At 68.0% G+C, this 21,710-nt stretch carries 20 protein-coding genes; 11 read left to right on the forward strand and 9 right to left on the reverse strand.

Going from position 1 to position 21,710, the window contains the following annotated elements; genetic code table 11:
- Nucleotides 1-33: 33 nt before the first annotated feature.
- The 6 genes from murJ to trxA all read left to right on the forward strand — a co-directional run bounded on the left by murJ (nt 34) and on the right by trxA (nt 7,303).
- Nucleotides 34-2,277, forward strand: coding sequence for a murein biosynthesis integral membrane protein MurJ (gene murJ / locus EJ357_RS23205; RefSeq protein WP_126393490.1), 2,244 nt, complete (start codon nt 34-36; stop codon nt 2,275-2,277).
- Between the two features lie 137 nt (nt 2,278-2,414).
- Complete coding sequence (locus EJ357_RS23210) at nt 2,415-4,106, forward strand: protein kinase family protein (protein ID WP_126393491.1); 1,692 nt, start codon at nt 2,415-2,417, stop codon at nt 4,104-4,106.
- Nucleotides 4,107-4,126: 20 nt separating this feature from the next.
- Entirely contained in the window at nt 4,127-4,867 is a 741-nt protein-coding gene (gene sigM, locus EJ357_RS23215; RefSeq protein WP_126393492.1) for an RNA polymerase sigma factor SigM, read from the forward strand.
- Entirely contained in the window at nt 4,864-5,790 is a 927-nt protein-coding gene (locus EJ357_RS23220) for an anti-sigma factor family protein (protein WP_126393493.1), read from the forward strand. The genes sigM and EJ357_RS23220 overlap by 4 nt, the downstream gene beginning before the upstream one ends.
- 170 nt (nt 5,791-5,960) lie before the next feature.
- Nucleotides 5,961-6,929, forward strand: a complete 969-nt coding sequence (trxB, locus tag EJ357_RS23225) for a thioredoxin-disulfide reductase (protein WP_126393494.1) — start codon at nt 5,961-5,963, stop codon at nt 6,927-6,929.
- A 41-nt stretch (nt 6,930-6,970) separates the two neighbouring features.
- Complete coding sequence (gene trxA, locus EJ357_RS23230) at nt 6,971-7,303, forward strand: thioredoxin (RefSeq protein WP_031484651.1); 333 nt, start codon at nt 6,971-6,973, stop codon at nt 7,301-7,303.
- Nucleotides 7,304-7,385: 82 nt separating this feature from the next.
- Here the strand turns inward: trxA and EJ357_RS23235 are convergent, their stop codons facing one another.
- From EJ357_RS23235 to rpmH, 9 genes are all read right to left on the reverse strand, one after another.
- Nucleotides 7,386-8,003 carry a GNAT family N-acetyltransferase gene (locus EJ357_RS23235; protein WP_126393495.1) on the reverse strand — a complete coding sequence of 206 codons (618 nt, stop codon included), beginning with the start codon at nt 8,001-8,003 and terminating at the stop codon, nt 7,386-7,388.
- Between the two features lie 321 nt (nt 8,004-8,324).
- Nucleotides 8,325-9,422 carry a ParB/RepB/Spo0J family partition protein gene (locus tag EJ357_RS23240; protein WP_126393496.1) on the reverse strand — a complete coding sequence of 366 codons (1,098 nt, stop codon included), beginning with the start codon at nt 9,420-9,422 and terminating at the stop codon, nt 8,325-8,327.
- Nucleotides 9,419-10,492 (reverse strand): ParA family protein, encoded by a 1,074-nt coding sequence (locus tag EJ357_RS23245; RefSeq protein WP_079051223.1) that lies wholly within the window; start codon nt 10,490-10,492, stop codon nt 9,419-9,421. Before EJ357_RS23245 ends, EJ357_RS23240 begins: the two co-directional genes overlap by 4 nt.
- A gap of 298 nt (nt 10,493-10,790) precedes the next feature.
- Nucleotides 10,791-11,507: a 16S rRNA (guanine(527)-N(7))-methyltransferase RsmG gene (rsmG, locus tag EJ357_RS23250; RefSeq protein ID WP_126393497.1), complete on the reverse strand. Its 717-nt coding sequence runs from the start codon at nt 11,505-11,507 to the stop codon at nt 10,791-10,793.
- Between the two features lie 125 nt (nt 11,508-11,632).
- On the reverse strand, nt 11,633-12,145 hold the full coding sequence (locus EJ357_RS23255) for a Jag family protein (RefSeq protein ID WP_126393498.1): 513 nt from the start codon (nt 12,143-12,145) through the stop codon (nt 11,633-11,635).
- Nucleotides 12,146-12,160: 15 nt separating this feature from the next.
- Nucleotides 12,161-13,432: a membrane protein insertase YidC gene (gene yidC, locus EJ357_RS23260; RefSeq protein ID WP_126393499.1), complete on the reverse strand. Its 1,272-nt coding sequence runs from the start codon at nt 13,430-13,432 to the stop codon at nt 12,161-12,163.
- Between the two features lie 3 nt (nt 13,433-13,435).
- Nucleotides 13,436-13,789 carry a membrane protein insertion efficiency factor YidD gene (yidD, locus tag EJ357_RS23265; RefSeq protein WP_126393500.1) on the reverse strand — a complete coding sequence of 118 codons (354 nt, stop codon included), beginning with the start codon at nt 13,787-13,789 and terminating at the stop codon, nt 13,436-13,438.
- Nucleotides 13,786-14,157 carry a ribonuclease P protein component gene (rnpA, locus tag EJ357_RS23270; protein ID WP_007492554.1) on the reverse strand — a complete coding sequence of 124 codons (372 nt, stop codon included), beginning with the start codon at nt 14,155-14,157 and terminating at the stop codon, nt 13,786-13,788. The genes yidD and rnpA overlap by 4 nt, the downstream gene beginning before the upstream one ends.
- 21 nt (nt 14,158-14,178) lie before the next feature.
- Nucleotides 14,179-14,316 carry a 50S ribosomal protein L34 gene (gene rpmH / locus EJ357_RS23275; RefSeq protein WP_015659252.1) on the reverse strand — a complete coding sequence of 46 codons (138 nt, stop codon included), beginning with the start codon at nt 14,314-14,316 and terminating at the stop codon, nt 14,179-14,181.
- 382 nt (nt 14,317-14,698) lie between these two features.
- Between rpmH and dnaA the strand changes: the two genes are divergently transcribed.
- The 5 genes from dnaA (at nt 14,699) to EJ357_RS23305 (ending at nt 21,537) form a co-directional block, all read left to right on the forward strand.
- Nucleotides 14,699-16,636: a chromosomal replication initiator protein DnaA gene (gene dnaA, locus EJ357_RS23280; RefSeq protein ID WP_126393501.1), complete on the forward strand. Its 1,938-nt coding sequence runs from the start codon at nt 14,699-14,701 to the stop codon at nt 16,634-16,636.
- Between the two features lie 884 nt (nt 16,637-17,520).
- The gene (dnaN, locus tag EJ357_RS23290; RefSeq protein WP_126393503.1) at nt 17,521-18,651 is read left to right on the forward strand and encodes a DNA polymerase III subunit beta; all 1,131 of its coding nucleotides are present in this window, start codon (nt 17,521-17,523) and stop codon (nt 18,649-18,651) included.
- A gap of 177 nt (nt 18,652-18,828) precedes the next feature.
- The gene (gene gnd / locus EJ357_RS23295) at nt 18,829-19,704 is read left to right on the forward strand and encodes a phosphogluconate dehydrogenase (NAD(+)-dependent, decarboxylating) (protein ID WP_126393504.1); all 876 of its coding nucleotides are present in this window, start codon (nt 18,829-18,831) and stop codon (nt 19,702-19,704) included.
- Nucleotides 19,705-19,855: 151 nt separating this feature from the next.
- Entirely contained in the window at nt 19,856-20,977 is a 1,122-nt protein-coding gene (recF, locus tag EJ357_RS23300) for a DNA replication/repair protein RecF (RefSeq protein ID WP_126393505.1), read from the forward strand.
- Entirely contained in the window at nt 20,974-21,537 is a 564-nt protein-coding gene (locus EJ357_RS23305; protein WP_126393506.1) for a DUF721 domain-containing protein, read from the forward strand. The genes recF and EJ357_RS23305 overlap by 4 nt, the downstream gene beginning before the upstream one ends.
- Nucleotides 21,538-21,710: the final 173 nt, after the last annotated feature.

Here is a 21,710-nt window from a genome sequence, read left to right on the forward strand (position 1 = left end):
CTAGTGGGCCCGGGACTATGAGGTGGGGTAACCATGAACGCGCCGTACGACGGTGACCGCGGCCAGGCCGCGGGCAGCTCGGGGCACCCCGAGGGCCCGCCGCCCGAGCAGGGCCAGGTACCGCCGCAGCACCCCGCGGACATGTACCTCCAGGACGCCTACGACCAGGACCCCTACCGGGCGCAGGACCTCTCCGCCCAGGACCCGGTCGCCGAGGCGCTCTACGACCGTGCCGCGCACCCGCCGCCCCCGCCGGGCACCTACCAGCAGCCGCAGCAGCTGTACGCCCAGCCGCCCCAGTCGCCGTACGCCCCCGACCCGCAGGTGTGGGCCCAGACCCCGGCTCCTGAGCCGGACGGCCCGAACCAGTACATGCCCTACGGCGACGACCCCCGTACGACCCAGTACGTGGGCGTCGACGACCTCGTCACGCACTCCACCGAGGGCCACCAGGAGCACGACGCCTTCGCTCACCTCTTCCGGGACCAGCAGCAGGGCGGTCATCCGCAGTACCAGCAGCCCCCGGCGGTTCCGGGCCCTTCGCCGGCGCCCGCCCCGGGCCCGTACCAGGCGTCCACTACGCCGCCGCCCGCCGATCCCCCCGCGCCCGCTCCGGAACCCGCTCCAGCCCCGGCCGCCAAGAAGAGCGGACGGGTCGGCGGTCTGCTGAAGTCGAGCGCGGTGATGGCCGCGGGCACGCTGGTCTCCCGGCTCACCGGCTTCGTCCGCTCCATGATGATCGTCTCGGCACTGGGCCTCGGCCTGCTCGGCGACTCCTTCCAGGTCGCCTACACGCTGCCGACGATGATCTACATCCTGACCGTCGGCGGCGGCCTCAACTCCGTCTTCGTGCCGCAGCTCGTACGCGCCATGAAGGACGACGAAGACGGCGGCGAGGCGTACGCGAACCGACTGCTGACCCTGGTGATGGTGGCGCTCGCCGCACTCACCGCCCTCGCGATGGTCGGCGCGCCGTATCTGGTCCGCGCACTGTCCAACCCCGTGGCCGGCGACCCCGCGGCCAACGACGTCGCCGTCACCTTCACCCGCTACTTCCTGCCCTCGATCTTCTTCATGGGCGTCCACGTGGTGATGGGGCAGATCCTCAACGCCCGTGGCCGCTTCGGCGCGATGATGTGGACGCCGGTCCTGAACAACATCGTCATCATCGTGACGCTCGGCGCGTTCCTGTGGGTGTACGGCACGGCCGAGCACTCCGGCATGAAGGTCACGAACATTCCGCCGGAGGGCCAGCGGCTCCTCGGCGTCGGCGTTCTCCTCGGCCTGGTCGTCCAGGCCCTGGCGATGATCCCTTACCTGCGCGAGACCGGCTTCCGGCTGCGCCTGCGCTTCGACTGGAAGGGCCACGGCCTCGGCAAGGCGGCCATGCTGGCCAAGTGGACGATCCTGTTCGTCCTGGCCAACCAGGCGGGTGCCCTCGTGGTCACCCAGCTGTCCACCTCCGCCGGAATCGACTCCGGCGTCGACGGCACCGGCTACGCCGCCTACGCCAACGCCCAGCTCATCTGGGGCCTCCCGCAGGCCATCATCACCGTCTCTCTGATGGCCGCCCTGCTGCCACGTATCTCGCGTTCGGCCGCCGAGGACGACGCGGGCGCCGTACGCGACGACATCTCCCAGGGCCTGCGCACCACAGCGGTCGCGATCGTGCCGCTCGCCTTCGGCTTCCTGTCGCTGGGCATCCCGATGTGCACGCTGATGTTCGGCTCCTCCGGCACGAGCGAGGCCACGAACATGGGCTTCATGCTGATGGCCTTCGGCCTCGGCCTGATCCCCTACTCGGTGCAGTACGTCGTGCTCCGCGCCTTCTACGCCTACGAGGACACCCGGACCCCCTTCTACAACACGGTCATCGTGGCGGCCGGCAACGCCGCCGTCTCGGCCGTCTGCTACTTCGTGCTCCCGGCCCGCTGGGCCGTGGTCGGCATGGCCGCCGCGTACGGCCTGGCCTACGCGATCGGCGTCGGCGTCGCCTGGAACCGACTGCGCAAGAAGCTCGGCGGCGACCTGGACGGCGCCCGGGTGATGCGGACGTACGCCAGACTCTGCATCGCGTCGGTGCCCGCGGCACTGCTGAGCGGTGCGGCCTGCTACGGCATCGGCCGGACCCTCGGTCAGGGCGTCCTCGGCTCCTTCGCCGCTCTGCTGGGCGGTGCGGTCGTGCTGTTCGGGGTCTTCTTCGTCGCCGCCCGCAAGATGCGCATCGAGGAACTGAACTCACTGGTCGGCATGGTCCGCGGGCGGCTGGGTCGCTGAAGCTGGGGTACGCGCACAACCATCGTCCGCCACCGTGTGTCGTGCATAGCGGCGGACTGTGGGCACAATTGGTTTCGGCGTCGGACGGCGCGCACGAAGTCGTACGGCGCGCAATGGATGGGGAGGCAGGAACGACGGTGGCGGAACGGAGCACGGCTGCCGTCGACGTGGCAGACAACAGCGGCGACGAGCCGCTGACCGCACAGGCGGACCAGTCCACGGCCGACGGGGTGGCCAAGAATCGGGAGCGGGACACGGACACCGACGAGGCACAGGGGAGTGGCGGGACCGAGAGTCCCGGAAAGGCCTCACCACCCGAACTGCACAGCGGTCACAAACTCGCCAGACGCTACCGCCTCGAGGAGTGCGTCACCCGTCTGGACGGTTTCAGCAGCTGGCGCGCGGTCGACGAGAAACTCCGTCGCGCCGTCGGCGTGCACATCCTGCCGGCGGACCACACACGGGCCCGTTCCGTTCTGGCCGCGGCCCGCTCCTCGGCGCTGCTCGGCGACCCCCGCTTCGTCCAAGTCCTCGACGCCGTCGAGGAGAACGACCTGGTCTACGTCGTCCATGAGTGGCTCCCCGACGCCACCGAGCTGAGCACGCTCCTCGCGTCCGGCCCTCTGGAGGTGTACGAGGCCTACCAGATGGTCACCCAGGTGTCCGCCGCCATGGCCGCCGCCCACCGCGAGGGTCTGGCCCATCTGCGTCTCAACCCGAACGCCGTGCTGCGCACCTCGTCCGGTCAGTGGCGCATCCGCGGCCTCGCGGTGAACGCCGCCCTGCGCGGCATCAACTCCGAAACCCCGCAGCGCACCGACACGGAAGCCATCGGCGCACTGCTGTACGCCGCGCTCACCCAGCGCTGGCCCTACGAGAGCGACGCCTACGGCCTGTCCGGGCTGCCCAAGGACGTCGGTCTGATCGCCCCCGACCAGGTACGCGCCGGCGTTCACCGCGGCCTGTCGGAACTCACCATGCGCGCACTGGCCAACAACGGCGCGACCGCCTCCCGGCACGAGTCCGCGTGCACGACGCCGGAGGAACTGGTGAAGGCGATCGGCGAGATGCCCCGCATCCGTCCGCCGGAGCCTTCGTTCACGGCCCCTCCGGACTATCAGCGCACGACCTACCAGCAGGGCACGTACGGCCGCCAGACGCAGCACCCTGGTGCCACCCAGCCGGTGCCGACCCCGCCGCCCCCGCTGCAGAGCCGCACCGGCAAGGCCCTGAAGTGGGCCGTGTCGGCCCTCCTGATCGCCGCCCTGGGCCTCGGCAGCTGGCAGTTGGCGGATGCGCTGATGGACCAGGGCAACAAGTCCGAGGACCCCAACCAGTCACAGACGACGGACGACGACGACAAGGGCCCGACGAAGCCTGCCAGCGGGCCCATCGCCATCAGCGGCGCCCGGGACTTCGACCCGTTCGGCGACGGCTCGGAGAAGCCCACCGACATAAGCAAGATCTACGACGGCTCTGCGAGCACGTACTGGCAGACGGACTACTACTTGAGTGCCGACTTCGGTCGGCTGAAGTCCGGAGTAGGTGTCATCCTCGACCTCGGCAAGGTCCAGCAGGTCGGGAAGGCGACCATCACCTTCCAGGGAGATACGTCCGTCGAGCTCCTCGCCGCCTCCAGTGACACAGGTTCGGAACCCACGTCCTTCAACGCCTTCTCGAAGGTCGCCGAAGGCTCCGGTACGACCGTGACGCTCAAGCCCAACGAGTCGGTCAAGTCCCGCTACCTTCTGGTCTGGCTGACCAAGTTGCCGCTGACCGAGAACAACGAGTACCGCGGTCGCGTGGCGGACATCAAGGTGAGCAGCTAAGGCTGAGGGGAGGGGGTTCGATGGCCGAGGGTGCCGGATACGACGGAGTGAGCGATCAGGACCTGCTCGCCCGCCACGTCGACGGCGACCCCGATGCCTTCGGTGAGCTCGTACGGCGTCACCGCGACCGGCTCTGGGCGGTGGCCCTGCGAACGCTCGGGGACCGCGAGGAAGCCGCTGACGCCGTCCAGGACGCCCTCGTCTCCGCCTACCGGGCCGCCCACACCTTCCGGGGCCAGTCGGCCGTCACGACGTGGCTGCACCGGATCACCGTGAACGCCTGTCTGGACCGCGCCCGCAAGGCGGCCTCCCGGAAGACCTCCCCCGTCGACGACACCGAGCGCCTCGAGCAGCTGCTGGAGCCGCACGAGTCCGCTTCGGCGCCCGCTGAGCGCAATGATCTGCATCGCCAGCTCCTGGAGGCGCTCGGCACGCTGCCGCCCGACCAGAAGGCGGCGCTCGTCCTGGTGGACATGCAGGGCTACCCCGTCGCCGAAGCGGCCCGCATCCTCGACGTGCCGACCGGCACCGTCAAGAGCCGCTGTGCGCGCGGCAGAGCCAGACTCCTGCCTCTCCTCACCCACCTGCGGCCGGAAAACGCCAAAGACGGCAAGGACTCCGGCGAGAGGCGGAACCGGACGCAGGGGACATCCGTCCCACCGGCAGCGGGTCCACCTGCCACGGGGACACAAGCAAGGGATCCGCGCGATACCGGGCCGAGTGATTCAGCTGCAGTGAAGGGCGGAGGTGGGCGAGCGTGACATCCACGACGGACACGGCCGGGCACCCGGACGTCGCCGAGATCTCCGACCTCACCGAGGGCCTTCTCCCCCCGTCCAGGACCGCCGACCTACGACGGCATCTGGAGGAGTGCGAGCTGTGCGCGGACGTCCACGCATCGCTTGAGGAGATCCGAGGGCTGCTCGGCACGCTGCCCGGCCCGGCACGCATGCCCAACGATGTAGCCGAACGCATCGACGCCGCCCTCGCCGCAGAGGCTCTGCTGAACGCCACGGCGCCCGACGACATCGACCAGCCGAAGCTCGTCGGCCCTGCCCCCTCGGCTTCCGGTGGGGACGACCATGCGCATGTTTCACGTGAAACATCGGCAGCACCAGGACGTCCGGCGGGACACGCCCGCTCCTCGACCACCGGCCCCGGCCGCAAGAACCGCAAGAAGGCCGGACGGCGGAGGGTCGCCGTACTGAGCGCCGCGTTCACGGCCGCCGCCCTGGGACTCGGTTCAGTGCTGCTGACCTCATTGATGGGCGGCGCAGGGTCCGGTCCGTCGGCCGAGGGGGGCCAGAGCGGCGCCGACACCTTCTCGGCGGCGAAGCTGGAGAATCAGGTCTCCGATCTCCTCGCCAAGAGCGAGAGCTCCGCCGGTAGCTCCAAAAAGCCGGACCGCAGCCTGGGCGCGGTGGGCGAGCCAGACACCCCGAGCCCCAAGGTCTTCCGCGAGATCACGGTGCCCGACTGCATCCGCAAGGGCATCGGCCGCAACGACCCGGCCCTTGCCGCCGAGGAAGGCGTCTACAAGGGCAAGGATGCTCTCCTCGTCGTGCTGCCCGACGCCTCTGACATCAGCCGAGTCACCGTCTACGTCGTGGACGCGACCTGCGTGAAGCATCCGTCGTCCACGACGGCCGAGGTCCTCCTGACGGACTCCTACGCTCGCCACTGAGAGGCCGGCAGCTCGTCTCTGTCCGAAGCGGCAACCCCCGCAGTGTGGCGTCACCGTGTGCCCGGACACAGTGGGAATGCGCGCCCCTTAGGATCCGTTGGGTGGGGTGAGAGTTCTGAAAGGGGCTCCCACCGGTCCGACGAGGTATTCCAGAGACGAGGAATCAAGCCGTGAGCGACGTCCGTAACGTGATCATCATCGGCTCCGGGCCCGCCGGCTACACGGCGGCGCTCTACACCGCGCGCGCGTCGCTGAAGCCGCTGGTGTTCGAGGGCGCCGTCACCGCCGGTGGCGCGCTCATGAACACCACCGAGGTGGAGAACTTCCCGGGCTTCCAGGACGGGATCATGGGCCCCGAGCTCATGGACAACATGCGCGCCCAGTCCGAGCGCTTCGGAGCCGAGCTCGTCCCGGACGACATCGTCAACGTCGACCTCACCGGTGAGATCAAGACCGTCACCGACACCGCGGGCACGGTCCACCGTGCGAAGGCCGTCATCGTCGCCACCGGCTCGCAGCACCGCAAGCTCGGCCTGCCGAACGAGGACGCCCTCTCCGGCCGCGGGGTCTCGTGGTGTGCCACCTGCGACGGATTCTTCTTCAAGGACCAGGACATCGCCGTGATCGGCGGAGGCGACACCGCTATGGAAGAGGCCACCTTCCTCTCCCGCTTCGCCAAGTCCGTGACGATCGTCCACCGCCGCGACACCCTCCGCGCCTCCAAGGCGATGCAGGACCGCGCCTTCGCCGACCCGAAGATCAAGTTCGTCTGGGACAGTGAGGTCGCCGAAGTCCAGGGCGACCAGAAACTCTCCGCGCTGAAGCTGCGCAACGTCAAGACCGGCGAGCTCTCGGACCTGGCGGTCACCGGCCTGTTCATCGCGATCGGCCACGACCCGCGCACCGAGCTGTTCAAGGGCCAGCTGGAGCTGGACGAGGAGGGCTACCTCAAGGTCGACGCCCCCTCCACGCGCACCAACCTGACCGGCGTCTTCGGCGCCGGCGACGTGGTGGACCACACCTACCGCCAGGCGATCACCGCGGCCGGCACCGGCTGCTCCGCCGCCCTCGACGCTGAGCGTTTCCTCGCCGCCCTCGCGGACGAGGAGAACGCCGAGCCCGAGAAGACCTCTGTCTGACCCCCACCCGCCCCACGCACCAAACAGTTAAGGAGCCCGCCGTGGCCGGCACCCTGAAGAATGTGACCGACGACTCCTTCGAGCAGGACGTCCTCAAGAGCGACAAGCCCGTCCTGGTGGACTTCTGGGCCGCCTGGTGCGGACCGTGCCGCCAGATCGCGCCGTCCCTCGAGGCGATCGCCGCCGAGCACGGCGACAAGATCGAGATCGTCAAGCTCAACATCGACGAGAACCCGGGTACGGCCGCCAAGTACGGCGTCATGTCCATCCCGACGCTGAACGTCTACCACAACGGCGAAGTCGCCAAGACCATCGTCGGCGCCAAGCCGAAGGCCGCGATCCTCCGCGACCTTGAGGACTTCATCGCCGAGTGACGTTTCACGTGAAACACGAATGGGCCAACCCAAGCGGGTTGGCCCATTTGCTTGGGACAGACACCAGAGAACTGCGTCGGCCTCAGAGAGGCCGCAAGGCCGGCTCCTTCTGCACGGCCCCCAGCAGCCGATCGATCGCCATCTCCACGTCTTCCTTCCAGGACAGCGTCGTCCGCAGTTCCAGACGCAGACGCGGAACGGTGGGATGCGGGCGCACCGTCTTGAAGCCCACGGCCAGGAGATGGTCTGCCGGCAGCACACACGCCGGCTCCTTCCAGCGCACGTCGCCGAAGGCCTCGATCGCCTTGAAGCCCCGCCGCAGCAGATCCTTGGCAACCGTCTGGACCATCACCCGGCCCAGTCCCTGGCCTTGGTAGCCCGGCATGATGAACGCGGTCATCAGCTGCACCGCGTCCGGTGAGACAGGGCTCGTGGGAAACGCCGTCGCACGGGGGACATAAGCCGGAGGCGCGTACAGCACGAAGCCGACCGGCACGTCGTCGACGTAGACGACTCGCCCGCAGGATCCCCAGTCCAGCAGTACGGCGGAGATCCACGCTTCCTTCTCGAGGGCGGGCGTCCCCGCCTTTACCGCGGCTTCACCGCTGACCGTGTCCAACTCCCAGAAGACACACGCGCGGCAACGCTTGGGAAGGTCCTGAAGGTTGTCCAGCGTGAGCGGTACGAGCCGACGCCCCATGAAGGCTGTTCCTCGCTTCCTTCGCCCGCGGCGTCGCGAGCGGCTGTCAGGGCGCTACGTTCCCTGAGCAGGCTGCCGACGAACCCGCCGACCGCGCCCAACCCAAGACCCGCGCTCACCAGTCCGGTGCGGCTCACCGTTCGCATGGACCCCGCCTCCCCTAAGAGGTCTGCCAGGTGGATGCGCCATACCCAAACGCATCGTATCCACGATGGGTTTCCATCGACACCAGCCAGAAAGCAAAGAGCGGGCCGTGTTCCGGTACACACCGGAACACGGCCCGCGCAGACAGGTCAGGAGGCGAACCCGACCCACCGGGCGTCAGCCCTCGGAGTCCTCCGCGTCATCGTCCAGAAGACTCTTCTGAAGAGCCAGCTTCTCGCCCGGAGCGAGCGTGCTGAGGATTCGCTCGAGGTCATCCGGAGAGGCGAACTCGACGGTGATCTTGCCCTTCTTCTGGCCCAGCTCGACCTTCACCCGTGTCTCGAAGCGATCGGAGAGCCGGGTCGCGAGGTCGGACAGCGCCGGAGAGGGCACCGAACCGGCCCGCGGCCCCCTGGCACGCTGAGTCTTCTGCGGGCGCGAGCCCATCAGCGTCACGATCTCCTCGACGGACCGCACCGACAAGCCCTCGGCCACCACCCGGTAAGCCAGCCGCTCCTGCTCCTCCGGATCCTCGACAGAGAGGAGCGCGCGCGCATGCCCGGCGGAGAGAACTCCCGCGGCCACCCGGTTCTGGACCTTCGGCGAAAGCTTCAGCAGTCGCAGGGTGTTGGAGACCTGCGGCCGGGAACGGCCGATGCGGTCCGCCAACTGGTCGTGCGTGCAGTTGAAGTCCTTCAGCAGCTGATCGTAAGCAGCGGCCTCTTCGATCGGGTTCAGCTGAGCGCGGTGCAGGTTCTCCAGGAGCGCGTCCAGGAGGAGCTTCTCGTCGTCCGTAGCCCGCACGATCGCGGGGATCGCATCGAGGCCGGCCTCACGGCAGGCCCGCCAGCGCCGCTCGCCCATGATGAGCTCGTAGCGTGCGGTGCCGATCTGCCGTACGACGATCGGCTGGAGGAGACCGACTTCCTGGATGGAAGTGACGAGCTCCTGCAGCGCGTCCTCGTCGAAGACCTCACGGGGCTGCCGCGGGTTCGGCGTGATCGCATCGAGGGGGATCTCCGCGAAGTGCGCGCCCATGGGAGCCGCGGGCGCCTCCACGGCGCCGCCCAGCAAGGGCTCCTCGGTTTCATGTGAAACATGCGGCAGCGTGGCCACCTTGGCTGCGGCCACCCCACGCTCGGACAGCACCGGGACAGCGGCCGGGGACGTGGGGGTAGCGCCCCCCACGGGGGCCGGAGCCACCGTCTTCTCCGTCGGTGCTGCAGGGATCAGTGCGCCGAGACCACGGCCCAACCCCCTCCGTCGCTCGCTCACTGGATCCCCTCCACCATGCTCGGGTTGCTCTGGGCGCCGATGTGGGCATGCGTCGGGTCGTAACTGACACCGACACCCTTCAGCGCGATTTCTCGTGCCGCCTCAAGATAAGACAGGGCACCGCTCGACCCCGGATCGTAGGTCAGCACCGTCTGTCCATAGCTCGGCGCCTCGGAGATACGGACCGAGCGCGGAATGCTCGTCCGCAGCACCTCGTCGCCGAAGTGGCTGCGCACCTCGTCCGCGACCTGTGACGCAAGCCGCGTCCGGCCGTCGTACATGGTGAGCAGGATCGTCGATACATGCAGGGCAGGGTTGAGGTGCCCCCGCACGAGGTCGACGTTGCGCAGCAACTGGCCCAGGCCCTCCAGCGCGTAGTACTCGCACTGGATCGGGATCAGGACCTCCTGCCCCGCCACCAGCGCGTTGACCGTCAGCAGGCCGAGCGAGGGCGGGCAGTCGATCAAGATGTAGTCCAGCGGCTGCTCGTAGGCCTGGATCGCCCTCTGCAGTCGGCTCTCACGTGCCACCAAGGACACCAACTCGATCTCCGCACCGGCGAGATCGATCGTGGCCGGGGCACAGAAGAGACCCTCGACATCGGGGACCGGCTGGACGACTTCCGCGAGCGGCTTACTCTCGACCAACACGTCATAGATGGAGGGAACTTCGGCGTGATGGTCGATCCCCAGAGCAGTGGACGCGTTGCCCTGCGGGTCGAGGTCGATGACCAGCACACGGCCGCCATGCAGGGCCAGCGACGCGGCAAGGTTGACGGTCGTCGTCGTCTTGCCCACGCCACCCTTCTGGTTGGCAACCACCATGACGCGGGTCTGCTCGGGCCGTGGCAGGCCCTCGCCGGCACGGCCTAGAGCCTCCACTGCCAGTTGGGCAGCACGACCGATGGGAGTGTCGTCCATCGGGGGCGGTGTTTCACGTGAAACATCCTCCCCCATCGACTCGGTACGGGGACCGGGGACCGGATCGGTCATCGGTCCCGCGATGTTGGCGTCGGACCGCAAGGATTCACTCTCCTCGACTTCAGGCTCGCAATGAACAGAGCCTCCCATGTCTTCGGGGTCGTGAACCAGTGAGGCCTGTTGTTCTGTGGAGAAATCCACCTCTGTGGAAAACTCCGTGCCCCTCCAGGAGGACGGAGCGTCACCGGATGGACCGTCTCCGAGAGAACCGAGGGGCTTTCGGTCGCGAGGTTCGGCCGCAGCGCGGCCACGGCTGATGATGCCATGCAGCAGTGAGCGACGTTTCACGTGAAACACGATGCACAGCAGATGGAGCCGAACTGTCGCGACACTCCGGCATGCATAGGTTTGCCAGCTTGTGTGGAGTACGTCTCGTCGTCAGGACGGATCAGCGGCGCCGACGAGCACGCCCCGTCCTGGCGGCCTTCGCTCGCTTCGCAGCGAAGCGCACACCGCCCGGACTCTCCCCGACCTCGACGCGCACGACCGTGGACATGGGATCCACGACGCCCTCCCCGACATGCAGGATCGACGTCTCGACCGCGCCCAGCTTGCTCAGAGCCGTCGCAGCACTCTTCAGCTCCTCCTCCGCGGTGTCGCCCTTCAGTGCCAGCATCTCGCCGTACGGGCGCAGCAACGGGATCCCCCACGTGGCCAGCCGATCCAGCGGAGCCACCGCACGCGCGGTCACGACATGCACCGGCGGCAGCTTCCCCATGACCTCCTCAGCGCGCCCACGGACGACCGTCACATGGTCCAGCCCCAGCAGCTCCACGACTTCCGTCAGAAAGTTCGTACGCCGCAGCAGGGGCTCCAGCAGCGTGATCTTCAGGTCCTCCCGGACAAGCGCCAGGGGAATGCCGGGCAGGCCGGCACCCGAGCCGACGTCGCACACCGTCACACCCTCGGGGACAACCTCGGAGAGCACCGCACAGTTCAGCAGATGCCGCTCCCACAGGCGGGGCACCTCACGCGGGCCGATCAGGCCACGCTGCACACCCGCCTCGGCGAGCAGTTCGGCATAGCGGACCGCATCAGCGAAGCGATCGCCGAACACCTCACGTGCCTTCTCGGGCACAGGGGGAAGCTCCGCTGCCTCCGTCACGGGGGACCGTCCTTCCGTACGGCGCCGGCGCACCCGGCGCCGACACCAGAACCACCAGAACTATCAGGCTGACAAAGTTCGGCCCCGCCTGCGGGCAGACGGGGCCGGGAGAACCTAAGGGCCGATCAAGCGGGCAGCACGACGACGAACCGCTGCGGTTCCTCGCCCTCGGACTCGCTTCGCAGGCCCGCCGCCTTGACCGCATCGTGCACGACCTTGCGCTCGAACGGCGTCATCGGCTTCAGCTTCACAGGCTCGCCGGTGTTCTTCACATCGGCAGCGGCCTTGGCGCCCAGCTCGGAGAGCTCGGCACGCTTCTTGGCCCGGTAGCCCGCGATGTCCAGCATCAGGCGGCTGCGGTCCCCGGTCTCCCGGTGCACAGCCAGGCGCGTGAGCTCCTGCAGTGCCTCCAGCACCTCGCCGTCACGACCGACCAGCTTCTGCAGGTCTCGGCCGCCCGCGTCGCTGATGATCGAGACAGCGGCGCGGTCGGCCTCGACGTCCATGTCGATGTCGCCGTCGAGATCGGCGATGTCGAGCAGACCCTCGAGGTAGTCCGCCGCGATCTCACCCTCCTGCTCCAGGCGGGTCAGGGTGTCTGCACCCTCGGAAGCGGCGGAGGTGGTGCCTTCCGTCACGGGATGGGCTCCTTCTTACTTCTTGGACGGGGACTTGGGGCGCTGCGGGCCGCCCTTGCGCTGCCCGGACTGGGCCTTGCTGCGGGTGCTGCCACCAGGCTTCTGAGCGGCCTTCTTGGCAGCGTCGGGCTTGGCGTCCTCGGGCTCGTCGTCGGACTTCTTGAGCGACGTCGGCTCATCGGCGTGCTTCGCACCGCCGGACTGACGCTGGGACTTGCTCTGGCGCTTCGGCTGCTGACGCTTGGGAGCAGCCGCAGTGGTCGGCGTACCGTCCTCGGCCAGGGTGGCGACAGCACCCTCGCTCTTGATCACGCTGCCGTCGGCCTGCGCCGCGAGACCCGCCTTGTTCAGGCCGTTGATGAACTTGCGCTCGAACTCGTTACGGTCGCGGCCCTTGGCCACGATCGCCTTGACGATGGCCTTCTCACCGCGACCACGCGTCTTGCCGTGGTTCGTGACGTGCTTGTGCAGGCGCTCCAGGTACGCGGCCTGAGCCTTGGAACCCGGGGTCGGGTTGTTGTGGATGACGTACATCTGCTGACCCATGGTCCACACGTTCGTGGTCAGCCAGTAGACGAGGACACCGACCGGGAAGTTGATGCCGAAGACGGCGAACATGACCGGGAAGATGTACATCAGCATCTTCTGCTGCTGCATGAACGGCGTCTTCACCGTGGTGTCGACGTTCTTCGTCATCAGCTGGCGCTGCGTGTAGAACTGCGACGCCGACATCAGGACGATCATGACCGCGGTGACGATGCGGACGGTGGTCAGCGAGGCATTGAGCTCGGCGACGTCAGCAGCGCTGTCGGTGAACTTCGCGGCCAGCGGAGCCCCGAAGATGTGCGCCTGCTGCGCGCTCTTCAGCAAGCTCTCGTTGATCACACCGATGGTGTCGTTGTTCGCGATGCTGTTGAGCACGTGGTACAGAGCGAAGAAGAACGGAGACTGCGCCAGGATGGGAAGGCACGAGGAGAGCGGGTTGGTACCCGTCTCCTTGTACAGCTTCATCATCTCTTCGGACTGACGCTGCTTGTCGTTCTTGTAGCGCTCCTGGATCTTCTTCATCTCGGGCTGGAGCGTCTGCATGGCCCGGGTCGCCTTGATCTGCTTCACAAAGAGCGGGATCAGGCAGATACGGATCAGAATCACCAGGGACACGATGGACAGGCCCCAGGCCCACCCGGTGTCAGGGCCGAAGATGGCGCCGTACACCTTGTGGAACTGGACGATGACCCAGGAAACGGGTGTCGTGATGAAGCTGAAGAGGCTGGCAATCGTGTCCACTAATCATGCTCCTTGCGCATGGGACGAGGTCTCTGCGGCCGGGCTCGAAGGAACATTCTCCTCGGTGGCCGTTTCGGCGGCGGAGGGCCCGCCCTTCCGTGCACGCCACGCATTGCGCAGCAACTCGTGCCACCGCGGACGCTTGCGCGGCGGGACATGGTCCACACCACCCAGCGACCACGGGTTGCACCGCAGGATGCGCCAGGCGGTGAGCGCCGTGCCCTTGATCGCACCGTGCCGGTCGATGGCCGTATAGCCGTAGTGGGAACACGACGGGTAGTACTTGCACACCGGCCCGAGCAGCGGACTGATCGTCCACTGGTACAGCTTGATCAGAGCCAGTAGTGGGTACTTCATCGCGCGCCCCCTCCCAGCAGCCGCTGCAGAGCGGCATCCAGGTCTCGGGCCAGCTGTGCATGGTCGGCGTCACCCGCACCGGGCAGCGCTCGTACGACTACCAGGCTACCGGGGGGCAGCCGGTCGACTCGGTCGCGCATCAGATGGCGAAGCCTGCGCTTCACCTTGTTCCGCACGACCGCGCCTCCCACAGCCTTGCTCACGACGAAACCCGCACGCGTCGGGGGAGCGCTCTCCCCAGGCGCGTGCGGGTCCGTGGCACCGCTACGAAGGTGGACGACGAGGTGCTGGCGTCCTGCCCGGCGTCCTCGTCGAACCGCGGTCGCGAAGTCCTCGCGCCGCCTCAGCCGGTTCTCGGTGGGCAGCACGACGGCATGACCTGACCGGAATCAGGCGGACAGGCTGGCGCGACCCTTGGCACGACGGTTCGCGAGAATCGCGCGACCGGCACGGGTACGCATCCGCAGGCGGAAGCCGTGGGTCTTCGCGCGACGACGGTTGTTCGGCTGGAAGGTGCGCTTGCTCACTCGGGGGCTCCAGAAATAAATCGGGGTTTGCGGGTGCCGTCCTGGCTGTCACCGTGCGCCCACGAGTAGCTCGCGTTACGCCCGAGTGCACCGCTTACCGATCACCTTTACGCGATCTGTGCCCATCGGAGGCAGGCGGCAGCAGCCATCGACAACTCGACCTGGTTACGGTACGCGCGGCTACGCCATCCGGTCAAACCAGAGGCCACCGGGAGACACTATCCACAGGCTGGGGACAACAACTTGAACCGCACCCGCCGCCCTGACTACCGTGACTGAACTCCGATTCGTTCCCTTGTCCCCCTGATTCAGGCTCCACCCGTTTGAAACCCGACCCGTCCCACAATCACACGTTCGTGGGACCCGTGAGAGAGCGTGCCCTGTGGCTGACGTACCTGCCGATCTTGCCGCAGTGTGGCCACGAGTACTGGAGCAGCTCCTCGGCGAGGGCCGCGGACAGGGTGTCGAGGTCAAGGACGAGCACTGGATCCGGCGCTGCCAGCCCCTCGCGCTGGTCGCCGACACCGCCCTGCTCGCCGTACCGAACGAATTCGCGAAGGGCGTACTGGAAGGCCGTCTGGCCCCCATCGTCAGCGAGACCCTGAGCCGCGAGTGCGGCCGCCCGATCCGCATCGCGATCACCGTCGACGACTCCGCCGGCGAACCCCCGGCCCCCCCGGTGCCCTCCGCCCCCAAGCACGCAGCTCCGTACGAGCAGGGGGGACACCCATCGCCCCAGTCCCGCTACGAGGAGCCCGAGCTCCCCTCGTACGAGGGCTACGGCCGCCACCGCGCCGACGACCAGCTGCCCGGCGCCCCCGCCGACCCGCTGCCCACCGCGCGCCCGGCCTACCCGAACGAGTACCAGCGCTCCGAGCCCGCCCCCGGCAGCTGGCCGCGACCGACGCAGGACGAGTACAGCTGGCAGCAACAGCGCCTCGGCTTCCCGGAGCGGGACCCCTACGCCTCGCCGTCGCAGGACTCCTACACACAGGACTCCTACGGCTCCCCCGCCCAGGACTACCGCCCGCAGCCGATGGAACGGCCGTCCTACGACACACGCCGCTCCGACTACGACGGACACCGCTCTGACTACGACCAGCAGCGGCCCGACTACGACCAGCCGCGCGGTGACTACGACCAGGGCAGCCGCCGCGAGCGGCCCGAACCGCCCTCCGGTCACGGCCATGTGCACCGCGGCGGCCCCGTCGGCGCCAACCTGCCGACCACCGGCGCACCCGGCCCGCTGGCCGCGCAGCCCGCACCGGCACCCGGACCCGGCGAACCGACCGCGCGGCTGAACCCGAAGTACCTCTTCGACACGTTCGTCATCGGCGCCTCCAACCGCTTCGCCCACGCCGCCGCGGTCGCCGTCGCCGAAGCACCGGCGAAGGCATACAACCCCCTCTTCATCTACGGGGAGTCCGGCCTCGGCAAGACACACCTGCTGCACGCGATCGGCCACTACGCGCGCAGCCTCTACCCGGGCACGCGCGTGCGCTATGTGAGCTCCGAGGAGTTCACCAACGAGTTCATCAACTCCATCCGCGACGGCAAGGGCGACAGCTTCCGCAAGCGCTACCGCGAAATGGACATCCTGCTCGTCGACGACATCCAGTTCCTCGCGGACAAGGAGTCGACGCAGGAGGAGTTCTTCCACACCTTCAACACGCTCCACAACGCCAACAAGCAGATCGTGCTCTCCAGCGACCGGCCGCCCAAGCAGCTGGTCACGCTGGAGGACCGGCTGCGGAACCGTTTCGAGTGGGGCCTGATCACCGACGTCCAGCCGCCGGAGCTGGAGACGCGTATCGCGATCCTCCGCAAGAAGGCGGTCCAGGAGCAGCTGAACGCCCCGCCGGAGGTCCTGGAGTTCATCGCCTCCCGCATCTCGCGCAACATCCGCGAGCTGGAGGGCGCGCTGATCCGGGTGACGGCGTTCGCGTCGCTCAACCGGCAGCCGGTCGACCTGGGCCTGACGGAGATCGTCCTGAAGGATCTGATCCCCGGCGGCGACGACGCGACGCCGGAGATCACCTCGACGGCCATCATGAGCGCCACTGCCGACTACTTCGGCCTCACGGTCGAGGACCTGTGCGGCAGCTCCCGCGGCCGCCAGCTGGTCACCGCCCGCCAGATCGCCATGTACCTCTGCCGCGAGCTGACGGACCTGTCGCTGCCGAAGATCGGCGCGCTGTTCGGCGGCCGCGACCACACCACGGTGATGCACGCCGACCGCAAGATCCGCAACCTGATGGCCGAGCGACGCTCCATCTACAACCAGGTCACCGAGCTGACCAACCGCATCAAGAACGGCTGACGGAGCCGGCCGCCAGGACGGCCGGACACGCCAGTCCTACGACGCCGAGGGCGCCCACGGAGGAGATTCCGGGGGCGCCCTTCGTCATGTCGCGGACGTCGGCTGTTCGAATACGTGCCGCGTTACGGCCACTCTCCACAGATTCGGTGACTTTTTTGCGTCCACACCCTGGGGACTGGGAAGTTGTCCAGACTGTGTCCACAGGAGCCGCGGTTGAAAGACCATCAGACCAGGTCACCCGGGTGTGGATTCGTGGACGAACGATCTCCACAGACTGTGGACAGAGCGGAGATCCACAGGCTGTGCAGAAAGTTGTCCACGGGCAACCCACAGGCTGGGGCCAGTTGTCCCCAGCGATCCCCAGCTTCTCCACATGCCTGTCCACTGTTCGGCAACGCGACGCGCCTCATCACCGGGTCGAGTGAAAGGCGTCACACAAAGCTGCCGGGTTGGGCTGTGGGAAAGATGGGTAAAGCTGGGGACGGCGTTGGGGAGAAGTCGCCTCGGCCTGTGCATGGGGTGTGCAGAACTTTCCGTTCTCCACAGAAACGCTCGGTTGTCCACCGCCTTCGCCCACAGCCCCCGTGGACAAAATCTCCGCTCTGACCTGGGCAAACAAGGTTATCCACGGTATCCACAGGCCCTACTACTACTCCCAACTAGAGAGAGCTGGGAATCCGTTTCGAAGAGGGCCCTGTGCACAACTCGCTGTCCGGCTCCCGGCTGCCCCTCGTCACGACTTGACCCCGAGAGGCACCTACTGTCAGTGGGGTGCGTCAGACTGTTCCCCGGTGTCCTTCCCGTCACAGGGGCCGACGACACCGAGACAGACGACGAAGCCAGGCAGGCCGAAGAAGCGCCGGCAACAGCAGGAGGCGGCAACAGTGAAGATCCGGGTGGAACGCGACGTACTCGCGGAGGCAGTGGCCTGGGCGGCGCGCAGCCTCCCGGCCCGTCCGCCGGCGCCTGTCCTCGCCGGCCTCCTGCTGAAGGCCGAGGACGGTCAGCTGAGCCTGTCCAGCTTCGACTACGAGGTCTCCGCGCGTGTGAGCGTCGAGGCGGAGGTCGACGAGGAGGGCACTGTCCTCGTCTCCGGGCGGCTTCTCGCGGACATCTCCCGCGCTCTCCCAAACCGTCCGGTGGAGATTTCCACAGACGGTGTACGGGCGACCGTGGTCTGCGGTTCCTCGCGGTTCACACTCCACACGCTGCCTGTGGAGGAGTACCCGGCGCTCCCGCAGATGCCGAACGCGACCGGCACGGTCCCCGGCGAGGTCTTCGCGTCCGCCGTGCAGCAGGTGGCCATCGCGGCCGGCCGTGACGACACGCTGCCCGTCCTCACCGGTGTGCGGATCGAGATCGAGGGCGACACGGTGACGCTGGCGTCCACCGACCGCTACCGCTTCGCGGTCCGTGAGTTCCTGTGGAAGCCGGAGAACCCGGAGGCGTCCGCCGTCGCCCTGGTGCCCGCCAAGACCCTCCTGGACACCGCCAAGGCGCTGACCAGCGGTGACAGCGTCATTCTGGCGCTGTCCGGCTCGGGTGCGGGCGAGGGCCTGATCGGCTTCGAGGGCGCCGGTCGTCGTACGACGACCCGTCTGCTGGAGGGCGACCTCCCGAAGTACCGCACGCTGTTCCCGACGGAGTTCAACAGCGTCGCCGTGATCGAGACCGCCCCGTTCGAGGAAGCCGTCCGGCGCGTGGCCCTGGTCGCCGAGCGCAACACCCCGGTGCGGCTGAGCTTCGAGCAGGGTGTGCTGATCCTGGAGGCCGGCTCCAGCGACGACGCACAGGCTGTGGAAAGGGTGGACGCACAGCTGGAGGGCGATGACATCTCGATCGCCTTCAACCCGAACTTCCTGCTGGACGGCCTGAAGGAAATCGGCTCCCCGGTGGCCCAGCTGGCGTTCACGACGTCCACGAAGCCGGCGCTGCTGAGCGGCAAGCCCGCGGTGGACGCCGAGGCGGACGAGGCCTACAAGTACCTGATCATGCCGGTGCGCCTGAGCGGCTGAGCGGCCGGAGTTGTCCACAGGCCGTGGAGAAAGAGGGCCCGGCCTGTGGGGAAACCTGCAGGTGAGGGCGTACGAATGAGCGCGTATGCCCACAGCTGTGCGTGAGCGTCCGGGTTTAGGCTCGTACGTGGGTACGAAAGTGCCTCACACGCCTCAGCGACCTAAGGAACACAACTGATGGAGCTCGGTCTCGTCGGCCTCGGCAAAATGGGCGGCAACATGCGCGAGCGGATCCGCCGCGCGGGCCACACCGTCGTCGGATACGACCGCAACCCTGACCTCGCGGATGTCCACAGCCTGGAAGAGCTTGTGGGCAAGCTTTCGGGCCCGCGCGTCGTCTGGGTCATGGTCCCGGCGGGTGCGCCGACCCAGGCGACCATCGACGAGCTGGCCGAGCTGCTGGAGCCCGGTGACGTCGTGGTGGACGGCGGCAACTCGCGCTGGACGGACGACGAGAAGCACGCCGAGGAGCTGGCGGCCAAGGGCATCGGCTTCGTCGACTGCGGGGTCTCCGGCGGCGTCTGGGGCCTGGAGAACGGCTATGCGCTGATGTACGGCGGCGACGCGGAGAACGTCGCGAAGGTGGAGCCGATCTTCGACGCCCTCAAGCCGAAGGGTGACTTCGGTGCGGTGCACGCGGGCAAGGTCGGTGCGGGGCACTTCGCGAAGATGGTCCACAACGGTATCGAGTACGCGATGATGCAGGCCTATGCCGAGGGCTGGGAGCTGTTGGAGAAGGTCGACTCCGTGACCGACGTCCGGGAGGTCTTCCGTTCCTGGCAGGAGGGCACGGTCATCCGTTCCTGGCTGCTGGACCTGGCGGTGAACGCCCTCGACGAGGACGAGCACCTGGACAGGCTGAAGGGTTTTGCACAGGACTCGGGTGAGGGACGCTGGACTGTGGAAGCCGCCATAGACAACGCGGTGCCGCTGCCGGCGATCACCGCGTCGCTGTTCGCGCGGTTCGCGTCCCGCCAGGAGGACTCTCCGCAGATGAAGATGATCGCGGCGCTGCGGAACCAGTTCGGCGGCCACGCGGTCGAGACGAAGTGACCGTAGTGACCGTCGGGAAAGTAGCGACGGTCGGCAACGAGCAGAAGTAATCCACACCCTGGGGATGGCACCCTGGCACCCTCGGGAGTGACCCGGTTGTCCACAACTGGGGAAAGTTGACGCACACGTTGGGGGAGGTCGGCGAACGACCATGCACGTCACGCATCTGTCGCTGGCCGACTTCCGCTCGTACGCCCGGGTCGAAGTTCCACTGGACCCGGGCGTCACCGCTTTCGTCGGCCCCAACGGTCAGGGCAAGACGAACCTCGTCGAGGCCGTCGGCTATCTCGCCACCCTCGGCAGCCATCGCGTCGCCTCCGACGCCCCTCTGGTGCGCATGGGTGCAGAGCGGGCGATCATCCGGGCGCAGGTGCGGCAGGGCGAGCGGCAGCAGCTGGTCGAGCTGGAGCTGAATCCGGGCAAGGCGAACCGGGCTCGTATCAACAGGTCGTCGCAGGTCAGACCGCGTGACGTTCTCGGCATCGTCCGTACGGTCCTGTTCGCGCCGGAGGATCTCGCTCTGGTCAAGGGCGATCCGGGTGAGCGGCGCCGTTTCCTCGACGAGTTGATCACCTCTCGCTCCCCGCGCATGGCGGGTGTCCGCTCCGACTACGAGCGGGTTCTCAAGCAGCGCAACACCCTCCTGAAGACGGCGGCGCTGGCGCGTCGGCACGGTGGCCGCACGATGGATCTGTCCACGCTGGACGTCTGGGACCAGCATCTCGCGCGTGCGGGTGCCGAGTTGCTCGCTCAGCGCCTCGATCTGATCGCGACGATCCAGCCGCTGGCCGACAAGGCGTACGAGCAGTTGGCTCCCGGCGGGGGTCCCGTCGCGCTGGAGTACAAGCCGTCGGCTCCCGGTGAGGCGCACACCCGTGAGGATCTTTTCGAGCAACTGATGGCGGCGCTCGCCGAGGCCCGTAAGCAGGAGATCGAGCGGGGCGTGACGCTCGTGGGCCCTCATCGGGACGATTTGCTTCTCAAACTCGGTCAGTTGCCCGCCAAGGGATACGCGTCCCACGGTGAGTCCTGGTCCTATGCGCTGGCGTTGCGTCTGGCGTCGTACGACCTGCTGAGGGCGGAGGGCAACGAGCCGGTGCTGGTTCTCGACGACGTCTTCGCCGAGCTGGACGCCCGCCGTCGGGAGCGGCTGGCCGAGTTGGTGGCGCCCGGTGAGCAGGTCCTGGTGACGGCCGCGGTCGACGACGACGTACCGCATGTGTTGGCTGGGGCGCGGTACACGGTGTCCGAGGGGACGGTGGAGCGCGTATGAGCGAGAAACCGTCCGAGAGCCCGTCGGAGAATCTGTCCGGGAGTGTGCCCAAGAAGGCTCCCGAACCTTCTGGCGTCGACCTCGCGCGCGTGGCGTTGCGTGCGGCCAAGGAGCAGGCACGCGCGCGTGGGGACGCGGCGCGGCAGAAGAAGCAGGCGCGCAGAGGGGGTCTGCGCTCGGGCGCGCGGGCTGACGGCCGTGACCCCATGGCGCTGGGTTCTGCCATCAACCGCTTGATCACCGAGCGGGGGTGGGAGACGCCGGCCGCGGTGGGCGGTGTGATGGGGCGCTGGCCGCAGATCGTCGGCGATGACGTCGCCAAGCACTGTGTGCCGGAGAAGTACGACGAGGACGAGCGGGTCCTGGTCGTGCGCTGTGACTCGACGGCCTGGGCGACGAACCTGCGGCTGCTGGCCCCGACGCTGGTCGCCCGGCTCAACGAGGACCTGGGCCATGGCGCGGTGCGGCAGATCAAGGTGAACGGGCCTGGTGGCCCTGCCCGCCGTTACGGCCCGCTGCGCGCGCCCGGCAGCACGGGTCCCGGCGACACCTACGGGTGATCACCCGCGGCTGATGACCTACGGCTGATCGGCCCGGCGTGGGGGTGGTGAGCGGCCGTGCGGCAGCGGGTGGATCGGGCTTGCCCTGCGGCCGTCACAGCGGTCCCCGGAGCCCCGTCGGCCACAGGTGACGGACATCACATCAGTAGCCGCAGGGGGTCACGGCGTGCCGC

This window comes from Streptomyces cyaneochromogenes, assembly GCF_003963535.1.
In the GTDB taxonomy this organism is placed as follows: domain Bacteria; phylum Actinomycetota; class Actinomycetes; order Streptomycetales; family Streptomycetaceae; genus Streptomyces; species Streptomyces shaanxiensis.

Excerpts from the sequence above, each read along its gene's own strand:
- sigM (WP_126393492.1), top strand. The coding sequence starts at position 4,127 with ATGGCCGAGGGTGCCGGATACGACGGAGTGAGCGATCAGGACCTGCTC.
- EJ357_RS23245 (WP_079051223.1), bottom strand. The coding sequence starts at position 10,492 with ATGGGAGGCTCTGTTCATTGCGAGCCTGAAGTCGAGGAGAGTGAATCC.
- recF (WP_126393505.1), top strand. The coding sequence starts at position 19,856 with ATGCACGTCACGCATCTGTCGCTGGCCGACTTCCGCTCGTACGCCCGG.
- gnd (WP_126393504.1), top strand. The coding sequence starts at position 18,829 with ATGGAGCTCGGTCTCGTCGGCCTCGGCAAAATGGGCGGCAACATGCGC.
- yidD (WP_126393500.1), bottom strand. The coding sequence starts at position 13,789 with ATGAAGTACCCACTACTGGCTCTGATCAAGCTGTACCAGTGGACGATC.
- murJ (WP_126393490.1), top strand. The coding sequence starts at position 34 with ATGAACGCGCCGTACGACGGTGACCGCGGCCAGGCCGCGGGCAGCTCG.
- EJ357_RS23235 (WP_126393495.1), bottom strand. The coding sequence starts at position 8,003 with ATGGGGCGTCGGCTCGTACCGCTCACGCTGGACAACCTTCAGGACCTT.
- EJ357_RS23305 (WP_126393506.1), top strand. The coding sequence starts at position 20,974 with ATGAGCGAGAAACCGTCCGAGAGCCCGTCGGAGAATCTGTCCGGGAGT.